Origin of the sequence: Paenibacillus sp. BK033, assembly GCF_004345425.1 — a bacterium.
Taxonomy (GTDB): domain Bacteria; phylum Bacillota; class Bacilli; order Paenibacillales; family Paenibacillaceae; genus Pristimantibacillus.
Window position 1 is genome coordinate 13,611 of the sequence record NZ_SLVP01000008.1, and the last position, 23,860, is coordinate 37,470.

Below are 23,860 nucleotides of genomic sequence, written 5' to 3' on the forward strand. Positions count from 1 at the left end.
TATTTGTACCATAGGAGCCGTTTTGTAATGTTGCGGTCTCATTCCGGGGCCGAGGAAAGCTTATGGAAATCGAAAGGGATTTCTGTCTCGATAAGCGAATCTATACAAAATAAGCCAATACGATAGATTGGAGCGCATCATGACTTTCCCTGTCTGGATTGATCTTGGATTTGTAAAGCTGCATCCCCATGCGGTATTTGAAACACTCGCTTATTTTATCGGCTTCCGCGTCTACCTCTACACAAGAAGCAAAGACAAAATCCCGATCGTGCAGGGCATGTGGGTCATCGTTGGCGCCATCATGGGCGCGGCGGTTGGCTCCAAGCTGCTGTATTGGTTCGAGGACCCTCGCCTGACGCTTGAGAACTGGAACAGCTACACCTATCTCATGGAGGGCAAAACGATCGTTGGCGGACTGCTTGGCGGCCTTATCGGCGTCGAATGGACGAAGAAGCGCATTGGCTATTCCCGCTCCACGGGCGACGACATGGCTTTGCCTCTGATCGTCGGCATGATCATCGGGCGAATCGGCTGCTTCCTGACCGGCCTTGACGATCATACGTACGGCGTGGCTACCAACTGGATCACCGGAATCGATTTCGGCGACGGGGTGCTCCGGCATCCGACGCAGCTGTACGAGATTGCTTTTCTCCTGCTGCTTGGCGCCTTCCTCTTCCACCGAAAAGGCAGCTTGCCGGACGGAGCCATCTTCCAATTGTTTATGACCGGTTATCTGCTGTTCCGCTTCGTTATCGATTTCATTAAGCCAACCCCGCACTTCTATCTAGGGCTAAACAATATTCAGCTTGCCTGTATCGCCGGACTCATCTATTACGCCGTTCTCTTATCCAAGTGGCTTGTACGGCCGCAACGCTCACATAGAAAGGAATTGTAACGATGACAACTAAAAACAGACCTTATATTTTCTACGAGCTGACAAACAGCGTATGCTCCAAATGCCTTCGCAAGGTTGAAGCGAAAGTGATTATTGAGGATAATCAGGTATTCCTTCTGAAATATTGCGGACAGCACGGCCGCGAAAAGGTACTAATCGCAAGCGATGCCGAGTATTACAAAAAGTGCCGGGAGTTTCTGAAGCCCGCGGAAATGCCGGAGGTATGGAACACTCCGATCCGCTACGGCTGTCCCTACGACTGCGGGCTATGCCCCGACCATGAACAGCATAGCTGCCTGACGCTGCTCGAGATTACCGAGCGCTGCAACCTGCAGTGCCCGATCTGCTACGCGGAATCCTCCCCGCATGCGGGCTCCTATCGTTCGCTTGAGCAGATCGAGTTCATGCTGGACGCGATCGTCCGTAACGAAGGCGAGCCGGATATCGTGCAGATCAGCGGCGGCGAGCCTACGATCCACCCGCAGTTTTTCGAAATATTGGATCTGGTGAAGAGCAAGCCCATCAAGCATGTCATGGTGAACACCAACGGTCTGCGGATCGCCCAGGACAGGAAGTTCGCCGAACGGCTTGCCCAATATATGCCGGGCTTTGAAATCTATCTGCAGTTCGACAGCTTCGAGGAAGAGACGCTCCGGGAGCTGCGCGGCGTGGACCTTCGCGATGTGCGGCGCAGAGCGCTGGAGCATTTGAACGAGTTCAACATTTCGACCACGCTGGTGGTTACGCTGAAGAAAGGCCTGAACGATCACGAGATTGGCGACATTATCCAGTTCGGCTTGAAGCAGCGCGCCGTGCGCGGCGTAACGTTTCAGCCGATCCAGGCTGCGGGAAGACTGGAGGAGTTCGATCCTGCCAAGGACCGCCTTACGCTAAGCGAGGTGCGGCAGGGCATCATTGATCAATCGGGCATTTTCCGCGCGGAGGATGTCATTCCTGTTCCTTGCCATCCGGATTGCCTTGCGATGGGGTATGCATTAAAGCTTGGAGGAGAGGCTATTCCGTTAACGGGGCTAATCGATCCTCAAATTTTGCTGGACGGCGGCCGCAACACCATCGTGTTCGAGCAGGACGAAACGCTGAAGTCGCGCATCTTCGAGCTGTTCTCGACGGCTCATTCGCCTACTTCTTCCGCTTTATCGCTGAAGAGCCTGCTCTGCTGCCTGCCGCTCGTTTCCGTGCCCGAGCCTATCGGCTACGACAATGTATTCCGGGTCATCATCATGCAGTTTCTGGATCCGTACAACTTCGATGTCCGTTCGGTCAAAAAATCCTGCGTGCATATCGCGCATCCGGACGGCAGAATCATTCCGTTTGATACCTACAATATGTTCTACCGAACGGCAGAGCAGGAGCAGAAGCTCGCTGAGTTGAGAGAGGAATTCGATATGCGTCCGGGAGGGAAGCTCTATGACTGGAGTCAATAACGGGGATAACGGGGATAACCGGCAACCGGGAAGCCCAAACAAATCGCCTTACGAAAAATCGCCTCACCATGTGAAGCACGTATTTCTGGGGATCGGAATATTGGCCGTGCTGCATTGCCTGCTGTTCCTTTTCCCGATCGGCTTCTTCTTTATCAGCATTGCCCAGCTTGTCTACCTGCTTCCGGCTATACTCGTGTTTCGCAAAAAAACCGGCATCGTTCAAGGCCTGCTCATCGGCGCCGGCATTACGTTTCTGGTGAATGCGGCTTGCTTCGGCCTTCTGGTCAGCGGCAATCTCTCACTTTAAGAGAACTTCTCTGTGACGGTTGAAAAAAGGCCGGGAGGCCTCCTTAGCGGAGACTCCCGGCCTTTGCCTATACCAAAGCGGCTAATTTATCTATACGCTTATTTATCCCGCCTCGCAGCAGGCCTCCGTGATAACAAACGACCGCTTCAATGTCATAAGCCTGCAATTTTTTCACGGACTGCAAAGCCTGCTCCATATCCACCGTCGAATACGGTGAAGACGGCAGCAGCTCGCCGTTATGAATGACAAGCGCATCGCCTGCAATTAACGTTTTGCTTGCCTGATGATAAAGACTGACATGTCCCGGCGTATGGCCGGGCGTATGAATGACGGTTAAGCCGCCTCCAAACGGAAGGATCTCCCTCTCCGCCATCAAGCGGGTTACGATAGGCCGGGACGGCTGCCCGAGCACTCTTTTATACTGCTCGCTTAAGCTGCCGGGCCATGCCTCGAGCTCCGCCTCCAAACGGTCGGCAGGAAACTTCAGCAGCGGCGCTTCCCCGTCAATGACGGCTCTGTCCGCTTCATGGGCGTATACATCGAATGGCCGTTTTTTACCCTCTTCCTCCAGGAAGGATGACAGACCGCCTATGTGGTCAATATCCTGGTGAGTAAGAATGACCGCTTTGAGCGGCAGTTTCGAAATCTCCTCTTGCACAGACACGAAGGCACGGATATCCTCCGCATTTCCGATCATGCCCGTGTCAATCAGCACCCAACTTTCTTCGTCAAGCAGGACGACGGGATGAATCGGCATCATGCGCCCGGCCAGCTTCATCTTTATCTCCAGCATGTCCATTCCTTGTGCTATACGCAGCCCAATCCCTCCCACGGTTATTCTAAAGAACTGACGTACGTATTCAGTTCTCTCGTGATTTCCTTAGCGGCATTGATAACTTTGCGCGTTAAGCTTCTCATTTCGCTTTTCGGCATGACGTCTAGGCGGTCCGCAACCGCGATGGAAGCAACTGCTTTGTCCTTGCAGAATACAGGCGAAGCCACGCATAACAAGCCGGGATAATACTCCTCGTAATCCGCGGCGAAGCCTTGCTGCTTGATCACCGCTAAATGGCGAAGAAACAAATCCGGGTCCGTGAAGGTATGCTTCGTTGCTTGCCCAGGTTCGCACGCCGTGAATAGCCTAAGCTGCTCGGAGCGGCTCAGCTGGGCCAATATCGCCTTGCCCGCAGCCGTTTGGCAGGCCGGTACCGGGCCTGTTATTTCGCGATCCGCCAATTGTCCGGTTTCCGCTTCATACGCCAGGCGAACCATTACGGCGGCTCCTTCAAGCGTGCCTGCGAATACGTCCTTTTTCGCTTGCTCACCCAGGCGGCAAAGGGCTTGCAGCTTGGACCATTTGATCGTCTCCCTGACGGACTGTCTCTCCTGAAACAACCGGGGGTGAAGCTCATACTCCTTGCCAAGCTTGATGACGTATTTCATTTCTTCCAAGGTGTGCAGCAGACGGAATACCGTTGTTTTATTCACTGCGATTGCTTTGGAAATATCCGTCAGATTGAGACGGCGCCGCTCCCTCAGCAAATCGACCATTTGCAGCCCCTTCTTCAAGCTCGAGACCTCGTAGCCCGGCATGTTGTTCCCCCTTAATCAGCATAAAACAGCCCGTCCATCCCTTCAACGAAAGGTCCCTTTGTTTCAGTATGCGAAAAAACAAAACAAAAGGAGCAAGGCTCCCGCAAGCCCTGCCCTTCGAGTTATCCTCTCGCCCGCTGCACGGGCAATCCCTTAACGTCCAGCTTGGCGCGGAAAATGGCTCCCGCAAGAGGCTGTTTATTCAGCTGCTCCTCGTCATTGCCGATCCTGGCTGTCGTAATGTACAGCTCGTCCAAATCTTCGCCGCCAAATGCGCAGGAAGTAACATTCCGCACGGGGATCGGGATCGTGGCCAGCTTGTCGCCGGTTAAGGGGTTCCATCTCCCGACCTGCCAGCCTCCCCAATGTCCAATCCACAGCATCCCTTCCGAATCGATGCTCATGCCATCCGGACTGCCATCCCCTTCCGGGAATCGGATCGCAATCCGCCGATTAGCGATATCTCCGCTGGCAGCATCGTAATCGAACGCGTATACGTTGTTCTCGAAGGTATCGATGTAGTACATCACCGTTCCGTCCGCTGTCCACGCCAGCCCGTTGGAGCATCCAATCCCGTCTAAACGCTTCGATAACTTGCCGTCCTCCAGCACGTAGAGATGCCCGTTCCGGTTCGTCGTGGAGCTCATGGTCCCTGCCCAGAACCGCCCTGCCGGGTCGCACTTGCCGTCATTCAGCCGGTTCGTCGCCGTCTCTTCCTCCGTGCGGGTCATCAAGGTAACGCTGCCCGTCTCAAGATTCAACCGGTAAAAGCCGTCCTCCAGAGCGATTAACCATGTGCCATCCTCTGCCGGAACCGCCGCGCCGATTTTTTTCTCCGCCTTGACCCGCAGCTTTCTTCCATCGCTTGGACGGTACCGTTGTAATTGACGTCCTTCTATGTCGACCCATAGCAGTTCTTGAAGCCGTTCATCCCATACCGGGCCTTCCCCCAGCTCATTCCGCTCTTCCAATAGGCATTCCGCCTCATATTTTTTCATTGTTATCCTCCGCCCGTATCTAAGAATGACTTCACAATTCCGATATAAACAGTATGAACCCGGATGATGGGGTTTTGCAATTGATTGTCTGAACGGCAAGGATTGCATTCTTAGGGAAAGGAATGATAGTGATGAAAAAGAAAATCGCAGGCATTGCTTTAGTTATACTTCTCTGCTCCTACGCTTCATTAAGCTTTGCCAACAGCAAGACTTCCGCCGATTTCACGGACTTGAAGGACCTGGACGCGGCAACCAAAGCCAAGTTTGATGCCATGATCAGCGCGGGAATCTTCGACGGCGTCTCCGACACCACTTTTGGATTGAAGGAGGAAATGAACCGGGCCCAGTTCGCGAAGGTGGCCTCGCTTATTATGGGGCTCAAAACGGATGATTCGCTGAAGACGTCCAGCTTCAAGGATGTGAAGGCCGATGATGCCGCTAACGGATACGCCCTTCCATACATTGAAGCGCTGAAAGCAGCGGGCGTTACGGAGGGCTATGGAGCCGGCATTTACGACCCTGCAGGCAAAGTGACCAAGGAGCAGCTGGCAACCTTCCTGGTCAGAGTCCTTGGCAAAAACGATGACGCCAAAACAAAAACAGGGGCGGATACGACCGTATCCGATTGGGCGCAAGGCTACGTCGCGCTGGCTCTCGAATTAAAAATACTGAATAACGGCGCGGACGGAAAGTTTGGCGGACAAACCAACGCTACGCGCGACCTGCTTCTGACAGGGGCGTATGAGGCGAAGCAGCAATACGTGCCGCCGGCTACGCCAACGCCAACTCCGACACCAACGCCAACTCCGGTGCAGACGTCGACGCCTACGCCTACGCCTACACCATCTCCTAGCAACGAAACCGGTGGCGACACTGGCGGCGATACCGGCGGCGATACCGGTGGCGACACTGGCGGTGATACCGGCGGCGACACTGGCGACACCGGCGGTGATACCGGCGGTGATACCGGCGGTGATACCGGCGGTGATACCGGCGGTGATACCGGTGGCGATACTGGCGGTGATACCGGCGGCGACATCCCATCTGGCGGTGGCGGAGGCTTCCCTAACTGTGACCCCTATGATTCTATGTGCATACCAATGCCATAACGATCAAGGTGCGGGAGCTTCTCCCGCACCTTTTCTCTATTCCCGATAAAACGATAGAACCCAGCACACACCGTTCCGGTCCGTTACGATAGCAAGTAAACCGTTAAACGGAGCTTCATACATTTCCGTCTGCACGATTCCGTTCACTGCCAATTCTCCATAGATCCGTCGGAAAGCCGCCTCGGTATCGATTTTCAAAAACACTCTAACATAGTCGCCTTTCGTCATAGGCTTCGCCGCAGCTGTATCCGCAAATTTCAGAGTAGTCCCCTCCACATGCAGATCCGCATTAAGAACGGTATCGCCCTGTTTACGCAATACCACAACCTCACCGCCAAATACGCTCTGATAAAATTTGATTTCCTCCTTGCAGTTCTCCACTACGATAAACGGCTGTGCAAGCATGGCTATTCATCCTCCCCAATTCTAATTGACATGATCGGTCAAATTGTAAAGCACGTTCTTCAACAGCGTTAACAATATGTCGTACTCCTCTTCGCTGATTCCTCTCCTGGTTTTGCTCTTTACCCGATTTAAAGCCTCCTGGACTTGAGGGACTACTTCTTGACCCTCTTTCGTCAAGTAAAGCAAATGGTAACGGTTATCCGAAGGATCCGGCTCTCTTCGCACATAACCTTCAGCCTCTAGCTTGGCGATCGCTTTTGCTGTTGTGGTCTTATCAATAAAAAGCTTTTCACTTAATCCCTTCTGCGTAGCCGGCTGCGTGTTTGCTATTGCCATCAGAAAAATATACTGTCCGCTCCCGATCCGGTATGGCGCTAGTTCAGCCGAGATCAGCACTTGCATATGACGGTAAATCGCCGAAATATACTGGCCGTGAGATTCGGATTGTCCGCTCAATGGAGTATCCTCCCTTCATAAATAGAATGTTATTGCAACTAATTGAATCATACATTAATTAGAATGTTATTGCAACTATTTTAAATAATATATCCGGAAAAGAGGCCACTAAAGCCTCGTTCGTCTGCTGCGAAACACCGTATATAGGTCAAGCACAAATAACAATGCTGCCCATGAATAAGATTAAATTTCTCCTGTCGTTACGCCTACGACCGGGAGATTTTGCGCAAGAAAATTCATAATAAGAACAATGGCTAGACCGAATAAACTTCATGCCAAATCACATGCTTCGCCAAGAATATATACAAACATATTATTGGACATCCTGGTGCCTTCGCCTTATTTCAAGAACGGTCAGTAAAAAATAATTCTTTACCGATCGTTCTCAATATGGTAAGCTGTGTTCAGAAAGGAGGCAGTGAACACTTGGCCAGAAGCAAAGAATTTGATGTAGATGCCGTCCTGCTGAAGGCAATGAAGCTGTTCTGGTCGCAAGGCTACGAGAAAACCTCCATGCAGGATCTTGTCGAGCATATGGGCATTCACAGAAGAAGCATTTATGATACGTTTGGCGATAAACATGCCTTATATTTAATGGCCTTAAAGCGCTACGGCGACACCGTCTGGAGTTCCATCGAGCAAAAGGCGCAGTCCTCCCTGTCTGCGAAAGCTGCGATTCGTTCCGTAATGGAAGCCGTTATCGAGCAGAATGAGGAACGGCCAAAAGGCTGCCTCATGGTCAACACCGCTGTGGAGCTTGCGCTGCATGATCCCGAGCTTAAAGGATATGTTAACGAGAGCTGGTCCGGCACGGAAGAGCTTTTTCGCAAGCTGATTTTGAAAGGCCAGCAAACCGGGGAGCTGTCAGCCTCGCTTGACGCGGACACTATAGCCCCTTACCTAAACAACGCGCTCATCGGGTTGCGGGTAATGGTGAAGACGCAAAACCATACAGAGAAACTAAAACAGGTTATTGGGACAACCATGTCGATTCTAGACTAATTTTTTTGAATATTTTAGAACGATCATTCTCAAAATAAGAAATAAAATAATAAGGAGTTGTGATTACAATGACAAGACTAAACGGTAAAGTAGCTTTAATTACAGGCGGCAACAGCGGTATCGGGCTCGCTACGGCGAAACGGTTTGTTCAGGAAGGCGCAAAGGTCGTTATCACGGGACGCAATCAGGAATCGTTAACGGCGGCGATCAATGAGCTTGGCGAGGAAAACGCAGTCGCCGTACAGGCAGAAGCAGCGGATCCGGCCGGCTCGGAAAAAGCGGTTGCGGCAGCTATCGAACGCTTCGGCAAGCTGGACATCGTCTTCGCGAATGCGGGCATTTCCGGCGGCACGCCGCTTGGCGATACGAAGCTGGAAGACTTCGAACAGATTCTGAGGGTAAACGTGACCGGCGTCTTCTTTACGGTGCAGGCGGCCGTACCGCATTTGCAAGCAGGCGCCTCCATCATTCTCGTCGGCTCGGTGCTTGCCACAACGGGCGCAGCAACGCGGGCGGCTTACGCGGCTAGCAAAGGCGCCGTCGCCAGCATGGCCAGAGTATTCGCTTCCGAGTTGTCTCCGCGCGGCATTCGCGTCAACACGGTTGTGCCGGGAGCTACGAAAACTCCGATCTGGAAAGCCTCCGAGCCGGAGCAGATGGCGAAGCTGGAAGCCGGTCTCTCCCGCACCATTCCGCTTAACCGTCTCGGCGAGCCGGACGAGATTGCCAATGCCGTGCTCTTCCTCGCCTCGGATGAGTCCTCCTTCGTCCAAGCTGCCCAGCTTCAAGTGGATGGCGGTGCCGACGGAGCTCCATTAGGCGCTCCTATCTACCTTCAATAACAGTCTTGCCCAAAAAGCCGTTTCCGATGAAGGCCTTCCCGGAAACGGCTTTTTTATTTAAGTCAAGCCCGTACGGACCCAATCGATAAAAGCTGCCGCAGCCGGACGAAGCTGCTTGCCCTTCAAATAAATAAACCCCTGATGAACGGGCTTTGGCACGGGAAAATCCAATACGGTCAGCTTCCCAGTCCGCAGCTCCTCCTCTACATTCGCCTTCGGCAATAACGATATCCCGAAACCCGACTGAACCATACGCTTAATCAATTCCACGCTCGGGAAGCTTCTGCGGTCATGCAGCGTGTACCCCGCTTCACGGAGGGACGACTCGCCAAGCTCGTGATACAAGCAGGCATTCCCATAGCTGATATACACCTGCTTAGCGCCTGCCTTGCCTTCCGTAGGCCCTACCCACACTAACTCTTCAACGGCCAGCGGGACAAATTCGAGACCGTCATGCCCCGGGTCTCGGGGGACGATTCCCAGATCATCCTTCTGATCGAGAACCCTGCCGCACATATCCTCCATAAAGCCCGTCGAGAGCTGCAGATCGACCTCCCGGTAATGTTCGGCGTAAGAAGCAAGCAGCTCGGGCAGTCTTGTCACGCAATACGCCTCCAAAGCACGGACCCTCAGCACCCCTCGCGGCTGCTCCGTGCGAAGCAAATCCTCCTCCAACGCCTCGCTTAAAGCAGCAAATTGTCTTGCAAACCGGGCCAGCGCGGCCCCGGCTTCCGTTGGCTCCACGCCTCTCGGCAGACGGTCGAACAGCTTCTTGCCGCTTGCCTTTTCCAGCTGCGCGATATGAGTCGTCACGGTAGACTGCACATAGCCCAGTTTATCCGCGGCCCGGCTGAAATTCTTTTCGTCCATCACCGTCAAGAAAGTACGCAGCGATCTTCCGTCCCATTGATCCAGCACGCGATATCCCGCCTTCCAAGATATTTTATTTCGAAATGATTATTATCGTATATATTCATTTTTCAAATGGTTAAGCACATGATACCATCGAAGCATTCAATCGTAAAGGAGAACCGATGCTTCATGATTAACCGTATAATCCGCTTCTTATGGCCGGCTATTGGCGCTTTCGCCGCCGTCCTCATCTTATTCCTGTTTGAAAATACGACCGGGCTTGCGCTGTTAATGGCCCCGTTTGGCGCCTCCTGCGTTATCGTATTCGCCCTTCCGGACAGTCCGCTGGCAAAACCCCGCAATGTGATCGGAGGCCATGTTATCAGCACGTTTACCGGGCTGGCATTCCTGCATGCATTCGGCCAGCATGCCTGGACCTTGGCTGCTGCGGTTGCGCTGTCGATTGTGCTCATGCAAGTAACGAAAACCATTCATCCTCCGGCCGGCGCGGACCCCCTGGTCGTCATTCTGGCCGGAGCAGGCTGGTCCTTCCTCCTTACGCCCGTACTCGCCGGAGCTTTGCTTCTCGTCGGATTAAGCGCCGCATACCGTTTTGTTCTTCAATCCTCTCAAATTCAGCAGACCAAAGCGAGCGCAGATTCCAAATAATGGGTGAAACCTCTTTTGCGGCAATCGCGTAAAACAGGTAAAGCCTGATTCACGCATAAGCTTCGTAATGGCAGAGCAGAATCTATTCGCAAAGGAGGGCGTCAACCATGAAAACATACCGTTCCACCGGTCGCATGACGCTTCTTCTCTTCCTGCTTGGCGCCTTCGTTCTGTTCAGCATGCCAACGATGATGCTTGGCAACGGCCATTTCGACGTATCGAAATCCAGCCGCACGCATATCGAGCACAGCCTGCCGAACAGCATGAAGGCCATTAAGCGCGTAACGATCTCTCCTGCCACCAAGCTTTTCGCCATGCTTGCTTTGCTGGCCGTGATCTACAGCTGGGTCAGCTACCCCCGCCGGTTTTTCCTGGCGAAGCGCGTTTTCTTACTCCCCTTCTTCTTCCTGGAGCGGCTCAAACGCCTGCTCATGCCCCTCAAGCTGACGACTTCTTATTCCATCGTTTAAGGATCATCCCATCTCTTCCGTCTGATTTGTGCTGTCCATGAAACAAAGGAATAGATTTCGATCATACTCGAGGAGGTACTTCCCTTATGAATATCCGTGAAATCGATCTGCCCGGCATCGGAAAAAAATTTCAGATGAATACCCGCAGCGGCGACCAGCTGGTTATTATCGTGCACAACGACGGCCGCAGGGAATGCTATCATTTCCACCACGAAAATCCGGAGAGCAGCATCTCCATGATTACGCTTGATGACGATGAAGCCCGGATGGCTGCCGCCATGATCGGCGGGATGACGTATAAGCCTAAGATGCTGGAGACCATCGAGGTCGCGCTCGACGAGCTAATTATCGAGTGGTACAAACTCGAGTCCCACTATGCCTGCATCGGCAAAACAATCGGGGAGCTTAACATCCGCAAAAATACCGGAACAACCGTTATCGCCCTGCTCGCCGCCAATCACGCTAAGCAGATTAATCCCGGTCCCGAGATTGTTCTGGCTGCCGATCATACGATTGTTGTTGCCGGAGAACGAGCTCAGCATAAAGAATTGAAAAAAATCCTCATGAATGGATGTGATTAATGGATGGATCACATCATACTTGAGGTTGGCCTCGCCATCGCGCTAATCGCCGTGGCTGGTTTGCTGTCGGCAAAAATCCGTTTTTCCGTCATTCCGTTCTATATTCTGATCGGGATGGCCGTTGGTCCCCATTCGGTGGAGTTCTGGCATTTCGACTTCCGTTTTATCGAAAGCGCTCCGCTCATCGAGTTTATGGGCAGGCTTGGCGTCCTGTTCCTGCTCTTCTACCTTGGACTGGAGTTCTCCGTTGGACGCCTGATTAAATCCGGCCGCTCAATCGCGGTCGGCGGCACGATCTATATCGCCATCAACTTCACCTTAGGCCTCCTGTTCGGATGGCTAAGCGGCTTTCCGTTTCAGGAGACGCTTGTTGTGGCCGGGATTACCACGATTTCCTCGAGCGCTATTGTCGCCAAGGTGCTGGTTGATTTGAAGCGCACGGCCAATCCGGAGACGGAGATGATTCTTGGGATTATCATGTTCGAGGATGTATTCCTGGCTGTCTATATTTCCGTTTTGTCCGGCCTTATCTTAAGCGGTTCGACCTCGATTGGCGGCATTATTCTATCCACGGTTATCGCGCTGGTCTTTATGCTTGCTCTTCTTACCCTCGGCCGCAAAGCGGCGCCCATGCTGAATAAGCTGCTCAATATCAGGTCCAACGAGCTGTTTGCGCTTGTCATCTTCGCCGGCCTGTTCCTCGTGGCTGGTCTCTCCGAAACGATCCACGTTGCCGAAGCGATTGGCGCTTTATTGTTCGGCCTTGTGCTGGCCGAGACCGAGCATATGAAGCGGATCGAGAAGCTGATCCTCCCCTTCCGGGATTTCTTCGGAGCCGTCTTCTTCTTCAGCTTTGGCTTAACCATAGATCCCACCGCCCTAGGCGGTGCGGTATGGCTGTCGCTGGCAGCCGTCGCCGTCACGCTGATCGGCAATCTGACGGCAGGCATGCTTGCCGGGCGAAGCGCGGGGTTGTCTCCCAAAGCCTCGGTTAATATCGGATTGACCATCGTATCGCGCGGAGAATTCTCCATCATTATGGCGAATATGGCTAAAGCGGGTGCCCTTATGGCTGTCATTCAGCCGTTTGCCGCCTTATACGTTCTGATTCTGGCCATTCTGGGACCTCTTCTCACCAAAGAAAACAAGGTGATATTTCATCTGCTGAACCGTCTCTTCCGGTGGGACCGCAAGCAGGCGAGCACGTCGCAGTCGAAATAAAAATAGACGCAGCAAAAAGCCGTGTTTCAATCTGGAGCACGGCTTTCGCTCATGATTTTGGGGCAAGGCAGTAGGCTTTCAAACAAGCGATGGAACATTAACCTACGTAACATAAGTACGAAGCAGACTGTCATTCAGCAATAAGGAGTGAAACAGGTATGACGACAAGACAATTCTTACAAGCTCCTCCACCCTATGTTCCTCCCAAACCTGCTGTTTCCTACGTCATCGACTGCATAAATAATTATACTTATGTGTGGCTTCGGGACGGCCAGCAGTTCTGGTATTTTCCAACAAGCGTTGAATCCTTCGGCGTGTCCGGCTTTAGATGGAATGGCTTTACGTGGCTTTATTACGGTATAGACAGCAGACTGATTGAGGCTGTTTCCTGCCCTCCTATACCTACCTTGTTTTAAGAACCCGCCAATTAAAAAGACCGTGTTCCTCCTTATGCTGGAACACGGTCTTGCTTATGGTTACGAACGCCACCATTCGTCGGAAGGATAGGTTCCCGTTCCGATCGGGACGGGCTCTCCTATCCGAGGAGTAGCCAGCTTGGCGCCCAGCTCCCTGGCCTTCTTGAGCGCACGCTCCGCCGGATCCCGCCAATCATGCATAGCGAGCCGGAACGCTCCCCAATGAATGGGGATCATGACATCGCCCTTTACGTCCAGATGGGCCTGCACGGACTCCTCGGGCATCATATGGATGGCCGCCCACCGCTTATCGTATTGCCCGCATTCCATTAACGTAAGGTCAAACGGGCCGTATTGATCCCCAATCTGCCGGAAATGCGGACCGTAACCGCTGTCCCCGCTGAAAAAAATCCGCGCTTCCCGGCCATGCAGAACCCAAGAGCACCATAAGGTACCGTTCCGGCCCGTCAAACCACGCCCCGAGAAGTGACGGGCGGGCGTGCAGGCCATATGAATCCCTTCCCAAACGGTTTCCTCCCACCAATGAAATTCCTCAATCCGGTCCGGAGCAACGCCCCATCGCTCGAGATGGGCGGCAACGCCAAGCGGAACAAAAAAGCGGCCTACCTTGTCCTTCAGACGTTTAATGGAGCCGTAGTCCAAATGATCGTAATGATCATGGGACAGCAATACGGCATCGATGGCTGGCAGCTCCTCGATTTCAATCGGCAGGCTTGCGCTGAACCGTTTGCCGCCAATCCACGGAATGGGCGACGGAGCGCGGCCCAGCATCGGATCGAGCAGCAGCCTTTTGCCATCCAGCTCCAGCAGCAGCGCCGAGTGGCCAAACCAGGTCACCTTGGCTTGTCCGGCAGCCTTGTCCTTAAACGACTGCGGATGCAAAGGTATTACGGCTAATTCCTTCTCCGGCGAAGCCAGCTTGTTGCCCCGGGCAAATTCCAATAGAAGCCCAAGATTCTCGCGCAGCGACATGGACATCTCGGAGGGCAATACATTTTCAAACTTACCGTTTGAATAATGAGGGGATCGCTTCATGCGCGCCAGCGTCTGCTCCCCCGGCTTGCCGCCAAATACCGGATACAGGCCAAAGAACAAGACAACAAGAAGAATGACGACTACAGCAATGAAGATAAACACGGCCATGATGACTATCACCTCTTACGTTTTAATAGGAATCGGACTTTATGAATTCGCGCGGAAGATCGTCGCTTCAAGCACCTCAAGCGCCTCGGAAATCCGGGCTAAATCCGCCTCCGGCACATGCTCGATTTGCTGCAGGAACAGCTGTCTCATATGACCGAAGGCCATTCCCATTTTTTCTTTGCCAAGCGCGGACAGCCGGATGTACTGCTTCCTCCGGTCCTCGGGGTCCTCGACCTTCTCGCAAAGCCCCTTCTCCGTCAGCTTGCGAATCTCCCGGCTCGTATTCGGCATCGAGATGCCTTTGCATTCGCTGATTTCGCTTAATGTAATCGGCTGTTTCACCGTCAGAAACTCCAATATCTCATACTGCAGGGGTGTGATATCGTCCATCGGCATTCCCTTCGTCATGTCGTAATGCAATTGGTGGGAAGCTGCGATATGGGACACCATCTGCCGGAATATTTTATCCTTGGAATCCATGCTGGACCATCTCCTTAAATCCGGGCTGAAGACAATAATTTGTTATCAAATAACAATTATCTATTGACAACTATTTTCAAAGCGTGTTAACTTCTTATCAAATGATAACAAAGAAGGTGTCAGATGAAAACCCTTATTATTTACACGCATCCGAATCCTAACAGCCTCAGCCATTCCTTCCTGCAGAAAACGATCCAAGGCCTGCAGGAAAACGCGCATATCGAAGAGATACAGGTGCTTGACCTGTATGCCGAATCCTTCGACCCGCTGCTCGTCTTTAACGAGACTAAACGAAGACGGGATATGCATGCCGATCCGGAGCTCGACAAACACCGCAAACAGCTGCTCTGGGCCGAGAAAATCGTGTTTGTCTATCCGATCTGGTGGGGACGGCCGCCGGCGATGCTGCTTGGCTACATTGACCGGATGTTCGCTTCCAACTTCGCTTACCGCGACAATGGAAAGCTCCTTCCCGAAGGCCTCTTAAAGGGTAAATCGGTCGTATGCATATCCACCATGAAAGGTCCGGCCCTTTATCCGCTGTTCTGGCTGAACAATGCCCATAAGGTGCTTATGCGCAAAGCCCTCTTCAGCTTTGTCGGCATCAAGAAAGTGAAATTCTTCGAATTTGGCGGCATGGAGAAGAAGCAGGGCAAGCAAGAGCAGAAGCTCGAGCGAATCTATCGTTATTTCAAAACCGTTGCGCAGTAGCGCTACAAAATCGTCGTTGCGTAGCTGCCCAGCACATGAACGTCATGACCAAAGGTTTCGATAATTTTAATCGCTTTATCCATCCGCTGCTCATTGCCTCCGGCTTCCGTCTCGATGAGGAACCTGTATTCGCCGAGCTTTCGCCCGGTTGGCCGCGACTCGATCCAAGACAAGTTGATCGCAAGAGCGGAAAACACGTTTAGAATCGAAGACAATACGCCCGGATACTCCTCGTTCGGAGTAATCAGCATCATCGTTTTCTTTTGCCCCGTATCCTCGGAAGGCTTCTTGCTCACCACGATAAAACGGGTATGATTCGCCGAATGGTCCTGCACGCCGATCTCCAGAATCTGCAGGCCGTACTTCTCGGCCACCGACGCCGAGCCGATCGCGGCCGTTCCGGCATCGCCGGATTCCTTGACCGACAAGGCCGCATGGGCCGTGCTGTCCGCATACTCAAGCTTCAAAGCATGCTCCTTAATGAACTGGCGGCATTGATTAATGGCAGGCATGATGGATCTTACCGTATGGATACCGCTCATCGTGCTGCCGGGATTTCCGATCAAATGGAGCGATACCTTAAAGACGACATCCGCCTCAATTCTGAGGTTATAGAGCAGCAGACCGTCGATGGTCATATGAATATTGCCCGCAATCGAGTTTTCAATCGGCACCATGCATTTGTCTACTTCATCCCGGCTGACCGCCTCCAGCACGTCCGGAATCGAGCTCAGCATCACCCACTGCGTATCCGTTCCTTCGAAAAACTTCAAGGCCGCCTCTTCGGAAAAGGTGCCGTTAGGTCCTAAATAAGCCACTTTGTTCATGTTTCAAGCTCCTTTAATCGTTCTCATATCTATCTTCATATTAATAGAAAAACAGGCAGCATGCGAATTCGCGCATCTGCCTGTTCCGGTTCTTGCCGTTATACGTCGTACTCCAATTCCTTGCGGGCCCGTGTAATCCACTCCAGTGGAGTTGGCGTTTCTTCCCGGTTGTATTCGTAAGCGCCCATCTTCAGGTTGAGCTCGAAGCGGTTGCTGGTCGACCTCTCCGATTCGTTAATCTCCGCCAGCCTGCTGCGAAGCCGATTCATGACGATATCCGCCCCGTCCCGGTCCGTGAAGAGCAGAAGGCCCCAGGTCGGATTCTCCTGGCTCAGCATGTAGAGCGAATCATTCGCCCGAATGCTGGTCTGGCTGATCGCCGTAATGTTATAGACGGCAGCGTTCAGCTGCTCCTCGCCAATCATCCGCCTCAGCTCGTTCCAGTACTTTACGTTCAGGACAAGCAGCGTCAGCGGAATTTTATACCGGTCGGACAACGCCATAAATACCGTCGTGTCCTTCTGGAAGGAGAGCATGTTTTTCAGGTTGGTGCTCTCATCCATCGTGGCGAGCGAAGCATTCTTCTTCTGCAGCGCTTCATTCTCCTCCTGCAGCTGCTTGCTTGCCAGCGTGAACATCCAGGTAATCGCGGTGAGTACCGGCGTCATGATCAGCCAGAAATAGCTTTGGCTGGTCACCACGCCCCCTTGCACGACGGTCTGGTAGATGGTGAACGTACCGTATCCGAACACAAACGCGATATTCAAGATGAGCCCGGTTGTAATCGTCGTAAAATAAGTGACAATCGCGATTAGAAACGCGACGTTCAGGAAAATGATGTTATGCAGATAAAGATTAGGATCACGCGCTGTAAACACGATGCAGACAAAGCACGCGATGAACAGCAGCAGAAAGCCGCCGTCCGACATCAAGCTTGTGTTACGCCTCATGATTCCTACCCCCTTCTCTTCTTCCGGTGCTTGCGGACAAGAAGCACAAGCGATACGAGCACCAGAGCAAGCACAAGCATAAACGCGATCATAAAGCTTACCACGTCGCCGCGTTCCAGCACTTGCGTTACGACGGCAGGCGCCTCGGATACCGCTTCCTTCTTGAAGCGGAAGGCATGCACCTCGCCGTCCTTGTCTACCATGGCCCCGTCTCCGAATATTTTGTACAGGCTGCCGGCATTCCCGACCAGCTTCGAAGCCAGATAGACGTATTCGGAGCTGCTGCCCGTAATAGCCAGGAAACCATGCCCCTTGCCGTATGGCGAGTCGATCAGCTGCAGCGTTCCGATTCGCTTGCCGTAGCCTTCTTCAATGCTTATCTTCTCATTGGACAAGAAGCCTTCGCCTTGCTTGTCGTATTGGAAATAGAGCTTATCGTTATTCTCCCGGATGTACCGGTTATCCGCATAGGAACCAATCGCGATAATCTGCCGGTCCTTCAGCTCGCTGTCCTTGACATCGTCCTTGTAAAAACGGATTTCGCCCGTGTTGGAGGTAGCGAACTGCCCCATCAGATTAAACAGATTGGAGAGCGCCGCATACGTGTAGTTGTCTTGGGTTTGCGGCAGGACAACGGCTACCCGGTTGAAGCTGCCGTCCCGGAGGAACGGATAAGGATAGTTGTTGAACAGCATGTCCGTACGGTCCTTCGTGTTCAGCTGAAGCACGGAATCCTTGGAGACAAAGGCCCACGGCATCTGGTCCTGGTTGCCGGTGCATACCGCGTTCTTGATCTCCAGGTCAAACGCCGTGGTGATCGTGAAGTTGCCCGAGATACCAAGGTTCTTCGGAATCGTCAGCTCGAGGTTGTCGCCGCCCGCAAGCTCCGCGGACAGCTTCTTGCTTCCGATCGGAACGTTGTTCACCAGAACCGTCACCATCGAACGGTCAAAGTCCAGGTTCGTCGCATAGCGGAAATCCAGACTCAGCTTGCTCGCTTCCGCAATGGAGCGGTTGCTCGGCAGCGTAATGAAGTAGCTTTTCTCCCGGTGCGACGGGCCCGTCAGCTTATCGCCGGAATCCGTCAGGGGATAATACCGGCTGATGCTTTGAGCCGGCGTATTCACCTCGGTCGACTCGTCCACCAGCTTCGACGATCCTTGCAATTGCTCCATCAAGGCCGGGTTGCCGATAAACCGTCCGGCTTTTTTCAGCATATCCGCATTATCGGAGGTCACGACCAGCAAGGAAGATTGATCGTTCTGGATCAGCTGAATCAATGCCTTATCCCGCAGCGCGGTTTCGCTCAGCTTCGAGCGAATGTCTGCGGGAAGATGCTGGGACAAGGCTACCAGAATACGAAGCGTTTTCCCCTGCAGGCTGCTCGTCTGGTACGGCAGGAGAGGAATCGGATGCGAGGTATCCTGGCTAACGCCCGTTAATCCGGATAATGCGTAGACGGCAGCTTCCGTCTCGTTCAGGTCGCCCTCCTCCGGCACAAAGACGCCGGCTTGTCCATCCTGAATGGTGTCGAGGCCCAGGAAATGGCGGTTGAAATCGCTAATGCTCGCGCCTACCGGCTTCGCCGAGTATTTCACGTCAACGCCCGAGCTGTCGAAAATTTGCAGCCAGCTGCCCTGATCCTGCGTAGGAACGCACATCTGATCCGAGTTGTTTCTCGTCTGAATAACGCCCTCAATGGTCAGCTCGTTAACGCCGCTCTTCAAATACTCAAGCGGGAGCCCGATTGAACGGGTGACCTTCTGATTCGTCTCGGTGCCGGGCTTTAACGTGTAGAACGGCTTGCCGTTCAGCTTAAGCGTAACAACCGATAAATCATTAAGGGTAAGCTGGGAAACTTTATAGTCCAGCCTGAACGTGGCGCTTTCCACGTTCCAGTAATCCGGCACCTGGAAAAACTGCTGCGCATACGCATTGGTGCCAAGAAGCGAGGTTTCCGACATCGGCGTCTCGTAAGTCTTCTGCACTCCCGGAGCAGCGGACAGCGTCCCCGCGCCAAGGACCAGCAGCGCTACAATCAGTGCGATAACCGTAAATCCGGCTTTTCTCATAAATTCACTTCCTTCCGGTCAGAACCGTTCTGTTTTATACCATTTGGCCTCGCGTTTAAAAATCACGTCCTTCAAATATTGGAACATGCCATTGGCGGCAACAAGCATCCACATCTGGCAGTAAGTAACGTACATAAGCAAAATAATGCCGAGATTCGAAGGGTGCATTTCGCCTTTTTCCGTGATCAGCGTGATAAACGTCCCTACCACGAACAAGGTAATGGCCAGTATCCATAAGTAGAAGCTTAGTCCCTCAATCGTGGTATGCACGTAACCGAGCGCATGCAGAATGAGCAGCGCGTCAGACGTTAAGAGCGAGGTGACAAGCAAGAAATAAATAGCCAGAAAATAAAGGATGTCGAAGCGGATTCGCCGCGCTTCCGGCCGGAAGAGCAGCGGGACGTTTTTGACGATGACGTAAATATTCCCCTTCGCCCAGCGCGTCCGCTGCTTGAACCACACCCTGAGCGTCTGGGGCTCCTGCTCCCAGGTAACCGACTTCGGCTGGAACTTGATCCGGTAACCCATCATGTAGATCCGGAAGCTGATCTCGGTATCCTCCGCGATGGCTTTCGTATCCCAGCCACCAATCGCCTCAATGATATGGCGGCGCATGATGAAGTTCGTGCCCGGAATCGTGCACAGCTTGAACAGCTTCCACCTGCCCGCTTGCGCCATCCATTGGAACGACAGCGTCTCGATGTTAATAAACCGGGTAAGCAGGTTCTGGTCCCTGTTCCGCGTCCGGAATTTGCCGATCACCGCCCCAAGCTTGTCGTCATTGACGATTTCGGCTACCAGATAACGAAGCGCCGTCCGCTCCGGCGTATTATCCGCATCGTAGATGGCGATAAGCTCGCCTTTGCTTCGGGTGAAGCCGATGTTAAGCGCGTTGGACTTGCCTTTGCCTCCGGTAATGTTATCGGTATTGATGATAATCAGATTGCGCCCCTTATACTTCTCCTGCAGCTGACCCAGCAGCACGCTGCTGTTGTCCGAGGAATTATCGTTAATGACGATAATCTCGTAACGGTCATGCGGATAATCGAGGGCAAGCAGCGACTCTACCGTTTTGACAATAACCTTGCCTTCGTTGTGGGCCGGCACCATTATCGACACGAAAGGCTCTTCCCCCGGAGGAAGCTCGGGCGGCTTCTCGTTCTCCAGCTTTATATAGTAGAAGTAGCCGGCGATAATCAGCGCAATATTAACGAGCAGCAGAGACCAGATACAGAGCACGCAAATGACCATTAATATATCCGGTATCGTCATAGGCCACCTCCCGACTTGTAATATTTTTTCTTATAAAGCCGGTATCCGATCAAGAGGAACACGGCGAACAGCATCAAGGTTGTAACGATAAGGACAATGAGGATCCGGCTCTGCACCGAAAACAACCCATGAAACGTGACCTTTTGCTCCGGCCTCGTAACGACGGCAGCCTGCTCTTCCGGCTCCGCCTGCTCCTGCAGATCGGCCGGCTTGCCATCCAGCAGAAGGGCTCCGCTGCGCGACTCGGCCTTATGCGCGCTGCTGCTGAGGCTATGCGTCTCCGACTTGAAGTCCGCAAACGGCAGCCAGCTGCCGGCAGCCTCCCGCACGGCCTCCTCTTGACTGGCGTCGCTCCCGAACCAGTCAAAGGTCACGGCCAGATTTACGGGAAACGCCGGCCAGATCTTGTTCTCGCGGCTGATCCGGAGCAGCACCTTCGCAGGAATGGTATACGGGGATGCCGCAAAAGGCCGAACGGCCTCCGTTTGCCCGGCCGTTCCCCCTGATTCATTGGCGAACAGGATGGTCGTATCCGAGAACGCAAACCCCGCTTCCCGTCCTTCCTTCTCCTGTGCCCGCTTCACATCTCCCGTCATCCCGAGAGGGGCAATACCCGCATCGGCCAGATGATTCAGAAAGCCGTTCATCTGCGACTTCAGAATGGAAGGATCCTGCCCCGCCGAAGTTGGCGTCGGCACTTGCACAAGCACGCTGCCGTTGTAGGACTGGACGGTTTGCAGAGCAGCCAAATATCGCTGCATCGCCGGATAATCCGTATTTTGAAACAACGGGCTTACGCTTACGAGAAACGGAATTCCGGCATTATACAGCTGCTCCGATAGCGCCTCCAGCTTGTCCGGATCAATGAAAGGCGTGATGCCGCGAACAAGCAGATAGGATTGCGTCGGAGCCTCTACCCCAAGCCAAGCGCGAAGAACGGAAGCAACCGCCAATTCGCTCAGGTTGCCCGATTGGAAATACGGTACGTAAGCATAACCGCCCGCCGATACGGCAAATGGAGACTGAAGCGCTCCCTCCGAGAAGGTCATCTGTCCGTAAGTCTCGCCATTTCCTTCCGTTATGTAGGCAAGACGATTAACGTAGATATGCTCCTCGAACAGGCCGCCGTCCGACAGCTTTAAGGACTGCCTGCTCGCCATATCCGTCTTTAGAGCAAGCTTCCCGCGAACCATTTCGGGAGGGTTAGGCCCAATATGAAGCCACCCGCCCGCAAAAGACGTTATATCGCGCGTCATGGATCCGCATAAATCCTCCGTGTTGCATACGGTAATCAGCTTCGCATAATCTTCGGCCATTTCGGGCTTATAAGCATCCGAAGAGACTGTCTTCACCGTCGCGCCCAAGGAAAGCAGCAGCCGCTGCAAAGTCTCTATATTACCCGCCGCGGGAGTATCCACCCCCAGACTGTCATAGACGAGCAGCACCTTGGCCGCTTTGACCGAATCCTGCGCGGCCGCTGCCGGTACCGGCGCCCGGAGCAGCACAGCCGCCGGCAGGGAAAGACAAAGCGCGATCAACAAATACAGTTTGATTCCTGCCAGCCATCTCATTGCCGTCCCTCCTGTAGCTGCGCGGAAGGCTCGGAGTCCTCCTCGCCTGCATTCCTCTTCGCGTTTGGTCCCCATAAGCGGCGGCAGACGCAGTCCGCAATAACCCAGAAGGTCACCAGATCAAACGCCGCCGCAAATAAAAATTCATGCTTGGCGAGGTCCGCGTCCCCGGCGCCGATAACGGAAACCGCCATTGCGCACAGTCCCGACAGCATCATCATGAGAATGACCGACAGCCGAAGAGTCCGCCGCAGCGTTCGCTCCTTCACGGCCCTGTAGAAGGATGTGCTGTACAGCCCTACAATGACAATCATCCATAAGACTACAAACCCGGAAGTCTTCGGTGCGGCCCATTCTTTCAAATAGCTATAACCGGAGAAGGCTATCGTGCGCGCGCCAAACGGCTTGTCCGCCGATTTCTCGTAATTTCCGAGCTTGGTCCGGTTAGAGAAGGCATTGTGCGCTGCCGTCTCGAAAATCCTTCCCGCCGCCTCGGGATGAGTCAAGTAATACCTGGCGATGGAAGGGAAGCCGTATTTGTCCAGAAACTGCGTCTGCATCTCTTCCGATTCGACTGGAATTGGAGAGAATTGGTCATAATAAATGGCGCCGGTAAGCACCGCGAACTGCCTGTCGATTCCGAAGAAATCGAGCGCCTTTTCCGGATTATCCGCGGTCATCAATACGCCTCTTGTCATCGCGTGGTACTTGTTGATGTTGACGAATTGCTCCGGAATAAGGACATACGTTCCCACCGCGGTCAGAATCAGGACAACCGCCTGCAGACCGACGAGCGTACGGAAGATCCTGTCCCGCCTCAGGAAGACAAACAGGACCGCCACCAGCGCGACAATGAGGCCGATGGGCGCATTCTGCTGCTTGCTTGTGGTGAGGATCATCGCGCTTGCCCCGAAGAGGAACAGCAGGAAATAATCGTTGTACTGCCGCTGGTACAGCAGCATCCCCGCGCTGAACAGGTACATCAGCATGATCAGCACGACGCTTTCGCTATAGAAAGAGTTAAAATACGCAAGGTATCCGATATCCCCGAATACGAAAATAGCCCCAAGCGCCAATCCGTAACCCGCACGGCGCGAAGCCTTCCAGGCGGCAGCCTTCACGAGCAGGTACACCGCACCGACATACAGCACGCCGTATAACGCCGCTTGAATCCGGATATCGAACTGCCGGTCATAACCAAACCACTCGCTGATCATAAGCGACAGACGGACGAATAGAGTCTGAGAGGAATACAGCAGGGCGCTGTTCTCGTTGTAGTATTGGAAAATTCCGAAATTTTTGACAAAATATCCGAGCGTCTGACCGGTATATTCGGGTGCGCTGAAGTACAACCCGTTGCTGTATAAGATCCGGTAATAGTCCCCGTTATCCGCCATTCCGATATAAGGCGGAATGAAAAGCTCGATCAGCAAAATAAGCGCAACGCCAAACGCAGCCAACGAGGCCGGAGATATGTTCTTTTGCCATGCGATTATCGTTTGCGCGAGCTTCATGCGCTGCAGCTTATTCATGCCATGCCCCTTTCCTTACG

The 23,860-nt window shown here is 53.2% G+C and carries 26 protein-coding genes; 12 read left to right on the forward strand and 14 right to left on the reverse strand.

What is annotated here, in order from left to right; genetic code table 11:
* The first annotated feature begins 139 nt into the window (after positions 1 to 139).
* The 3 genes from EV294_RS22690 to EV294_RS22700 are packed head-to-tail and all read left to right on the forward strand — an operon-like array spanning position 140 to position 2,647.
* A complete protein-coding gene (locus EV294_RS22690) occupies positions 140 to 895 on the forward strand; it encodes a prolipoprotein diacylglyceryl transferase (protein ID WP_132311002.1) in 756 nt (251 codons plus the stop codon).
* 2 nt (positions 896 to 897) lie between these two features.
* Positions 898 to 2,340: a radical SAM protein gene (locus EV294_RS22695; protein WP_132311004.1), complete on the forward strand. Its 1,443-nt coding sequence runs from the start codon at positions 898 to 900 to the stop codon at positions 2,338 to 2,340.
* A complete protein-coding gene (locus EV294_RS22700) occupies positions 2,324 to 2,647 on the forward strand; it encodes a hypothetical protein (protein ID WP_132311006.1) in 324 nt (107 codons plus the stop codon). The genes EV294_RS22695 and EV294_RS22700 overlap by 17 nt, the downstream gene beginning before the upstream one ends.
* 67 nt (positions 2,648 to 2,714) lie before the next feature.
* Here EV294_RS22700 and EV294_RS22705 read toward each other — a convergent pair whose 3' ends face one another.
* The 3 genes from EV294_RS22705 to EV294_RS22715 all read right to left on the reverse strand — a co-directional run bounded on the left by EV294_RS22705 (position 2,715) and on the right by EV294_RS22715 (position 5,238).
* Entirely contained in the window at positions 2,715 to 3,440 is a 726-nt protein-coding gene (locus EV294_RS22705; RefSeq protein ID WP_132311008.1) for an MBL fold metallo-hydrolase, read from the reverse strand.
* Positions 3,441 to 3,481: 41 nt separating this feature from the next.
* Positions 3,482 to 4,240 carry an IclR family transcriptional regulator gene (locus EV294_RS22710; RefSeq protein ID WP_132311010.1) on the reverse strand — a complete coding sequence of 253 codons (759 nt, stop codon included), beginning with the start codon at positions 4,238 to 4,240 and terminating at the stop codon, positions 3,482 to 3,484.
* Positions 4,241 to 4,362: 122 nt separating this feature from the next.
* Positions 4,363 to 5,238, reverse strand: coding sequence for an SMP-30/gluconolactonase/LRE family protein (locus tag EV294_RS22715; RefSeq protein ID WP_132311012.1), 876 nt, complete (start codon positions 5,236 to 5,238; stop codon positions 4,363 to 4,365).
* Positions 5,239 to 5,369: 131 nt separating this feature from the next.
* Here EV294_RS22715 and EV294_RS22720 point away from each other — a divergent pair, with 131 nt between their 5' ends.
* On the forward strand, positions 5,370 to 6,347 hold the full coding sequence (locus EV294_RS22720) for an S-layer homology domain-containing protein (RefSeq protein ID WP_207918181.1): 978 nt from the start codon (positions 5,370 to 5,372) through the stop codon (positions 6,345 to 6,347).
* Between the two features lie 36 nt (positions 6,348 to 6,383).
* Here EV294_RS22720 and EV294_RS22730 read toward each other — a convergent pair whose 3' ends face one another.
* Positions 6,384 to 6,752: a VOC family protein gene (locus EV294_RS22730; RefSeq protein ID WP_132311014.1), complete on the reverse strand. Its 369-nt coding sequence runs from the start codon at positions 6,750 to 6,752 to the stop codon at positions 6,384 to 6,386.
* Positions 6,753 to 6,773: 21 nt separating this feature from the next.
* Positions 6,774 to 7,208 (reverse strand): MarR family winged helix-turn-helix transcriptional regulator, encoded by a 435-nt coding sequence (locus EV294_RS22735; RefSeq protein WP_243711761.1) that lies wholly within the window; start codon positions 7,206 to 7,208, stop codon positions 6,774 to 6,776.
* A gap of 426 nt (positions 7,209 to 7,634) precedes the next feature.
* Here EV294_RS22735 and EV294_RS22740 point away from each other — a divergent pair, with 426 nt between their 5' ends.
* Both EV294_RS22740 and EV294_RS22745 read left to right on the forward strand, forming a co-directional pair.
* On the forward strand, positions 7,635 to 8,210 hold the full coding sequence (locus EV294_RS22740) for a TetR/AcrR family transcriptional regulator (RefSeq protein ID WP_132311016.1): 576 nt from the start codon (positions 7,635 to 7,637) through the stop codon (positions 8,208 to 8,210).
* Between the two features lie 68 nt (positions 8,211 to 8,278).
* Positions 8,279 to 9,052 (forward strand): SDR family NAD(P)-dependent oxidoreductase, encoded by a 774-nt coding sequence (locus EV294_RS22745; RefSeq protein WP_132311018.1) that lies wholly within the window; start codon positions 8,279 to 8,281, stop codon positions 9,050 to 9,052.
* A 57-nt stretch (positions 9,053 to 9,109) separates the two neighbouring features.
* On the opposite strand, the gene EV294_RS22750 is transcribed toward EV294_RS22745, so the two are convergent.
* Positions 9,110 to 9,970 carry a LysR family transcriptional regulator gene (locus tag EV294_RS22750; protein ID WP_132311020.1) on the reverse strand — a complete coding sequence of 287 codons (861 nt, stop codon included), beginning with the start codon at positions 9,968 to 9,970 and terminating at the stop codon, positions 9,110 to 9,112.
* A gap of 123 nt (positions 9,971 to 10,093) precedes the next feature.
* Here EV294_RS22750 and EV294_RS22755 point away from each other — a divergent pair, with 123 nt between their 5' ends.
* The 5 genes from EV294_RS22755 to EV294_RS22775 all read left to right on the forward strand — a co-directional run bounded on the left by EV294_RS22755 (position 10,094) and on the right by EV294_RS22775 (position 13,261).
* A complete protein-coding gene (locus tag EV294_RS22755; protein WP_132311022.1) occupies positions 10,094 to 10,573 on the forward strand; it encodes an HPP family protein in 480 nt (159 codons plus the stop codon).
* A gap of 107 nt (positions 10,574 to 10,680) precedes the next feature.
* Complete coding sequence (locus tag EV294_RS22760; RefSeq protein ID WP_132311024.1) at positions 10,681 to 11,043, forward strand: hypothetical protein; 363 nt, start codon at positions 10,681 to 10,683, stop codon at positions 11,041 to 11,043.
* Positions 11,044 to 11,129: 86 nt separating this feature from the next.
* A complete protein-coding gene (locus tag EV294_RS22765) occupies positions 11,130 to 11,624 on the forward strand; it encodes a cation:proton antiporter regulatory subunit (protein ID WP_132311026.1) in 495 nt (164 codons plus the stop codon).
* A gap of 3 nt (positions 11,625 to 11,627) precedes the next feature.
* Positions 11,628 to 12,845 (forward strand): cation:proton antiporter, encoded by a 1,218-nt coding sequence (locus EV294_RS22770; protein WP_132311028.1) that lies wholly within the window; start codon positions 11,628 to 11,630, stop codon positions 12,843 to 12,845.
* Positions 12,846 to 13,003: 158 nt separating this feature from the next.
* Complete coding sequence (locus tag EV294_RS22775; RefSeq protein WP_132311030.1) at positions 13,004 to 13,261, forward strand: transporter; 258 nt, start codon at positions 13,004 to 13,006, stop codon at positions 13,259 to 13,261.
* A gap of 60 nt (positions 13,262 to 13,321) precedes the next feature.
* On the opposite strand, the gene EV294_RS22780 is transcribed toward EV294_RS22775, so the two are convergent.
* Together EV294_RS22780 and EV294_RS22785 are read right to left on the reverse strand one after the other, a co-directional pair.
* On the reverse strand, positions 13,322 to 14,425 hold the full coding sequence (locus tag EV294_RS22780) for an MBL fold metallo-hydrolase (protein ID WP_132311032.1): 1,104 nt from the start codon (positions 14,423 to 14,425) through the stop codon (positions 13,322 to 13,324).
* Positions 14,426 to 14,464: 39 nt separating this feature from the next.
* Entirely contained in the window at positions 14,465 to 14,905 is a 441-nt protein-coding gene (locus EV294_RS22785) for a MarR family winged helix-turn-helix transcriptional regulator (RefSeq protein WP_132311034.1), read from the reverse strand.
* Between the two features lie 123 nt (positions 14,906 to 15,028).
* On the opposite strand from EV294_RS22785, the gene EV294_RS22790 reads away from it, so the two are divergent.
* A complete protein-coding gene (locus EV294_RS22790) occupies positions 15,029 to 15,616 on the forward strand; it encodes an NAD(P)H-dependent oxidoreductase (RefSeq protein ID WP_132311036.1) in 588 nt (195 codons plus the stop codon).
* Between the two features lie 2 nt (positions 15,617 to 15,618).
* Here EV294_RS22790 and pheA read toward each other — a convergent pair whose 3' ends face one another.
* The 6 genes from pheA to wsfD form a co-directional block, all read right to left on the reverse strand.
* A complete protein-coding gene (gene pheA / locus EV294_RS22795; protein ID WP_132311038.1) occupies positions 15,619 to 16,443 on the reverse strand; it encodes a prephenate dehydratase in 825 nt (274 codons plus the stop codon).
* Between the two features lie 98 nt (positions 16,444 to 16,541).
* Entirely contained in the window at positions 16,542 to 17,393 is an 852-nt protein-coding gene (locus EV294_RS22800) for a diguanylate cyclase domain-containing protein (RefSeq protein ID WP_132311040.1), read from the reverse strand.
* 5 nt (positions 17,394 to 17,398) lie between these two features.
* The gene (locus EV294_RS22805) at positions 17,399 to 19,465 is read right to left on the reverse strand and encodes a cellulose biosynthesis cyclic di-GMP-binding regulatory protein BcsB (protein ID WP_132311042.1); all 2,067 of its coding nucleotides are present in this window, start codon (positions 19,463 to 19,465) and stop codon (positions 17,399 to 17,401) included.
* An 18-nt stretch (positions 19,466 to 19,483) separates the two neighbouring features.
* Entirely contained in the window at positions 19,484 to 20,737 is a 1,254-nt protein-coding gene (locus tag EV294_RS22810) for a glycosyltransferase family 2 protein (protein WP_132311044.1), read from the reverse strand.
* A complete protein-coding gene (locus tag EV294_RS22815; protein ID WP_132311046.1) occupies positions 20,734 to 22,308 on the reverse strand; it encodes a hypothetical protein in 1,575 nt (524 codons plus the stop codon). The genes EV294_RS22810 and EV294_RS22815 overlap by 4 nt, the downstream gene beginning before the upstream one ends.
* A complete protein-coding gene (gene wsfD / locus EV294_RS22820) occupies positions 22,305 to 23,840 on the reverse strand; it encodes a glycan biosynthesis hexose transferase WsfD (RefSeq protein ID WP_132311048.1) in 1,536 nt (511 codons plus the stop codon). The genes EV294_RS22815 and wsfD overlap by 4 nt, the downstream gene beginning before the upstream one ends.
* Positions 23,841 to 23,860 lie beyond the last annotated feature (20 nt).

Coding starts and splice junctions, on each gene's coding strand:
- EV294_RS22690 (WP_132311002.1), top strand. CDS start 140: ATGACTTTCCCTGTCTGGATTGATCTTGGATTTGTAAAGCTGCATCCC.
- EV294_RS22695 (WP_132311004.1), top strand. CDS start 898: ATGACAACTAAAAACAGACCTTATATTTTCTACGAGCTGACAAACAGC.
- EV294_RS22700 (WP_132311006.1), top strand. CDS start 2,324: ATGACTGGAGTCAATAACGGGGATAACGGGGATAACCGGCAACCGGGA.
- EV294_RS22705 (WP_132311008.1), bottom strand. CDS start 3,440: ATGCTGGAGATAAAGATGAAGCTGGCCGGGCGCATGATGCCGATTCAT.
- EV294_RS22710 (WP_132311010.1), bottom strand. CDS start 4,240: ATGCCGGGCTACGAGGTCTCGAGCTTGAAGAAGGGGCTGCAAATGGTC.
- EV294_RS22715 (WP_132311012.1), bottom strand. CDS start 5,238: ATGAAAAAATATGAGGCGGAATGCCTATTGGAAGAGCGGAATGAGCTG.
- EV294_RS22720 (WP_207918181.1), top strand. CDS start 5,370: ATGAAAAAGAAAATCGCAGGCATTGCTTTAGTTATACTTCTCTGCTCC.
- EV294_RS22730 (WP_132311014.1), bottom strand. CDS start 6,752: ATGCTTGCACAGCCGTTTATCGTAGTGGAGAACTGCAAGGAGGAAATC.
- EV294_RS22745 (WP_132311018.1), top strand. CDS start 8,279: ATGACAAGACTAAACGGTAAAGTAGCTTTAATTACAGGCGGCAACAGC.
- EV294_RS22755 (WP_132311022.1), top strand. CDS start 10,094: ATGATTAACCGTATAATCCGCTTCTTATGGCCGGCTATTGGCGCTTTC.
- EV294_RS22760 (WP_132311024.1), top strand. CDS start 10,681: ATGAAAACATACCGTTCCACCGGTCGCATGACGCTTCTTCTCTTCCTG.
- EV294_RS22765 (WP_132311026.1), top strand. CDS start 11,130: ATGAATATCCGTGAAATCGATCTGCCCGGCATCGGAAAAAAATTTCAG.
- EV294_RS22770 (WP_132311028.1), top strand. CDS start 11,628: ATGGATCACATCATACTTGAGGTTGGCCTCGCCATCGCGCTAATCGCC.
- EV294_RS22775 (WP_132311030.1), top strand. CDS start 13,004: ATGACGACAAGACAATTCTTACAAGCTCCTCCACCCTATGTTCCTCCC.
- EV294_RS22780 (WP_132311032.1), bottom strand. CDS start 14,425: ATGGCCGTGTTTATCTTCATTGCTGTAGTCGTCATTCTTCTTGTTGTC.
- EV294_RS22785 (WP_132311034.1), bottom strand. CDS start 14,905: ATGGATTCCAAGGATAAAATATTCCGGCAGATGGTGTCCCATATCGCA.
- EV294_RS22790 (WP_132311036.1), top strand. CDS start 15,029: ATGAAAACCCTTATTATTTACACGCATCCGAATCCTAACAGCCTCAGC.
- pheA (WP_132311038.1), bottom strand. CDS start 16,443: ATGAACAAAGTGGCTTATTTAGGACCTAACGGCACCTTTTCCGAAGAG.
- EV294_RS22800 (WP_132311040.1), bottom strand. CDS start 17,393: ATGAGGCGTAACACAAGCTTGATGTCGGACGGCGGCTTTCTGCTGCTG.
- EV294_RS22805 (WP_132311042.1), bottom strand. CDS start 19,465: ATGAGAAAAGCCGGATTTACGGTTATCGCACTGATTGTAGCGCTGCTG.
- EV294_RS22810 (WP_132311044.1), bottom strand. CDS start 20,737: ATGACGATACCGGATATATTAATGGTCATTTGCGTGCTCTGTATCTGG.
- EV294_RS22815 (WP_132311046.1), bottom strand. CDS start 22,308: ATGAGATGGCTGGCAGGAATCAAACTGTATTTGTTGATCGCGCTTTGT.
- wsfD (WP_132311048.1), bottom strand. CDS start 23,840: ATGAATAAGCTGCAGCGCATGAAGCTCGCGCAAACGATAATCGCATGG.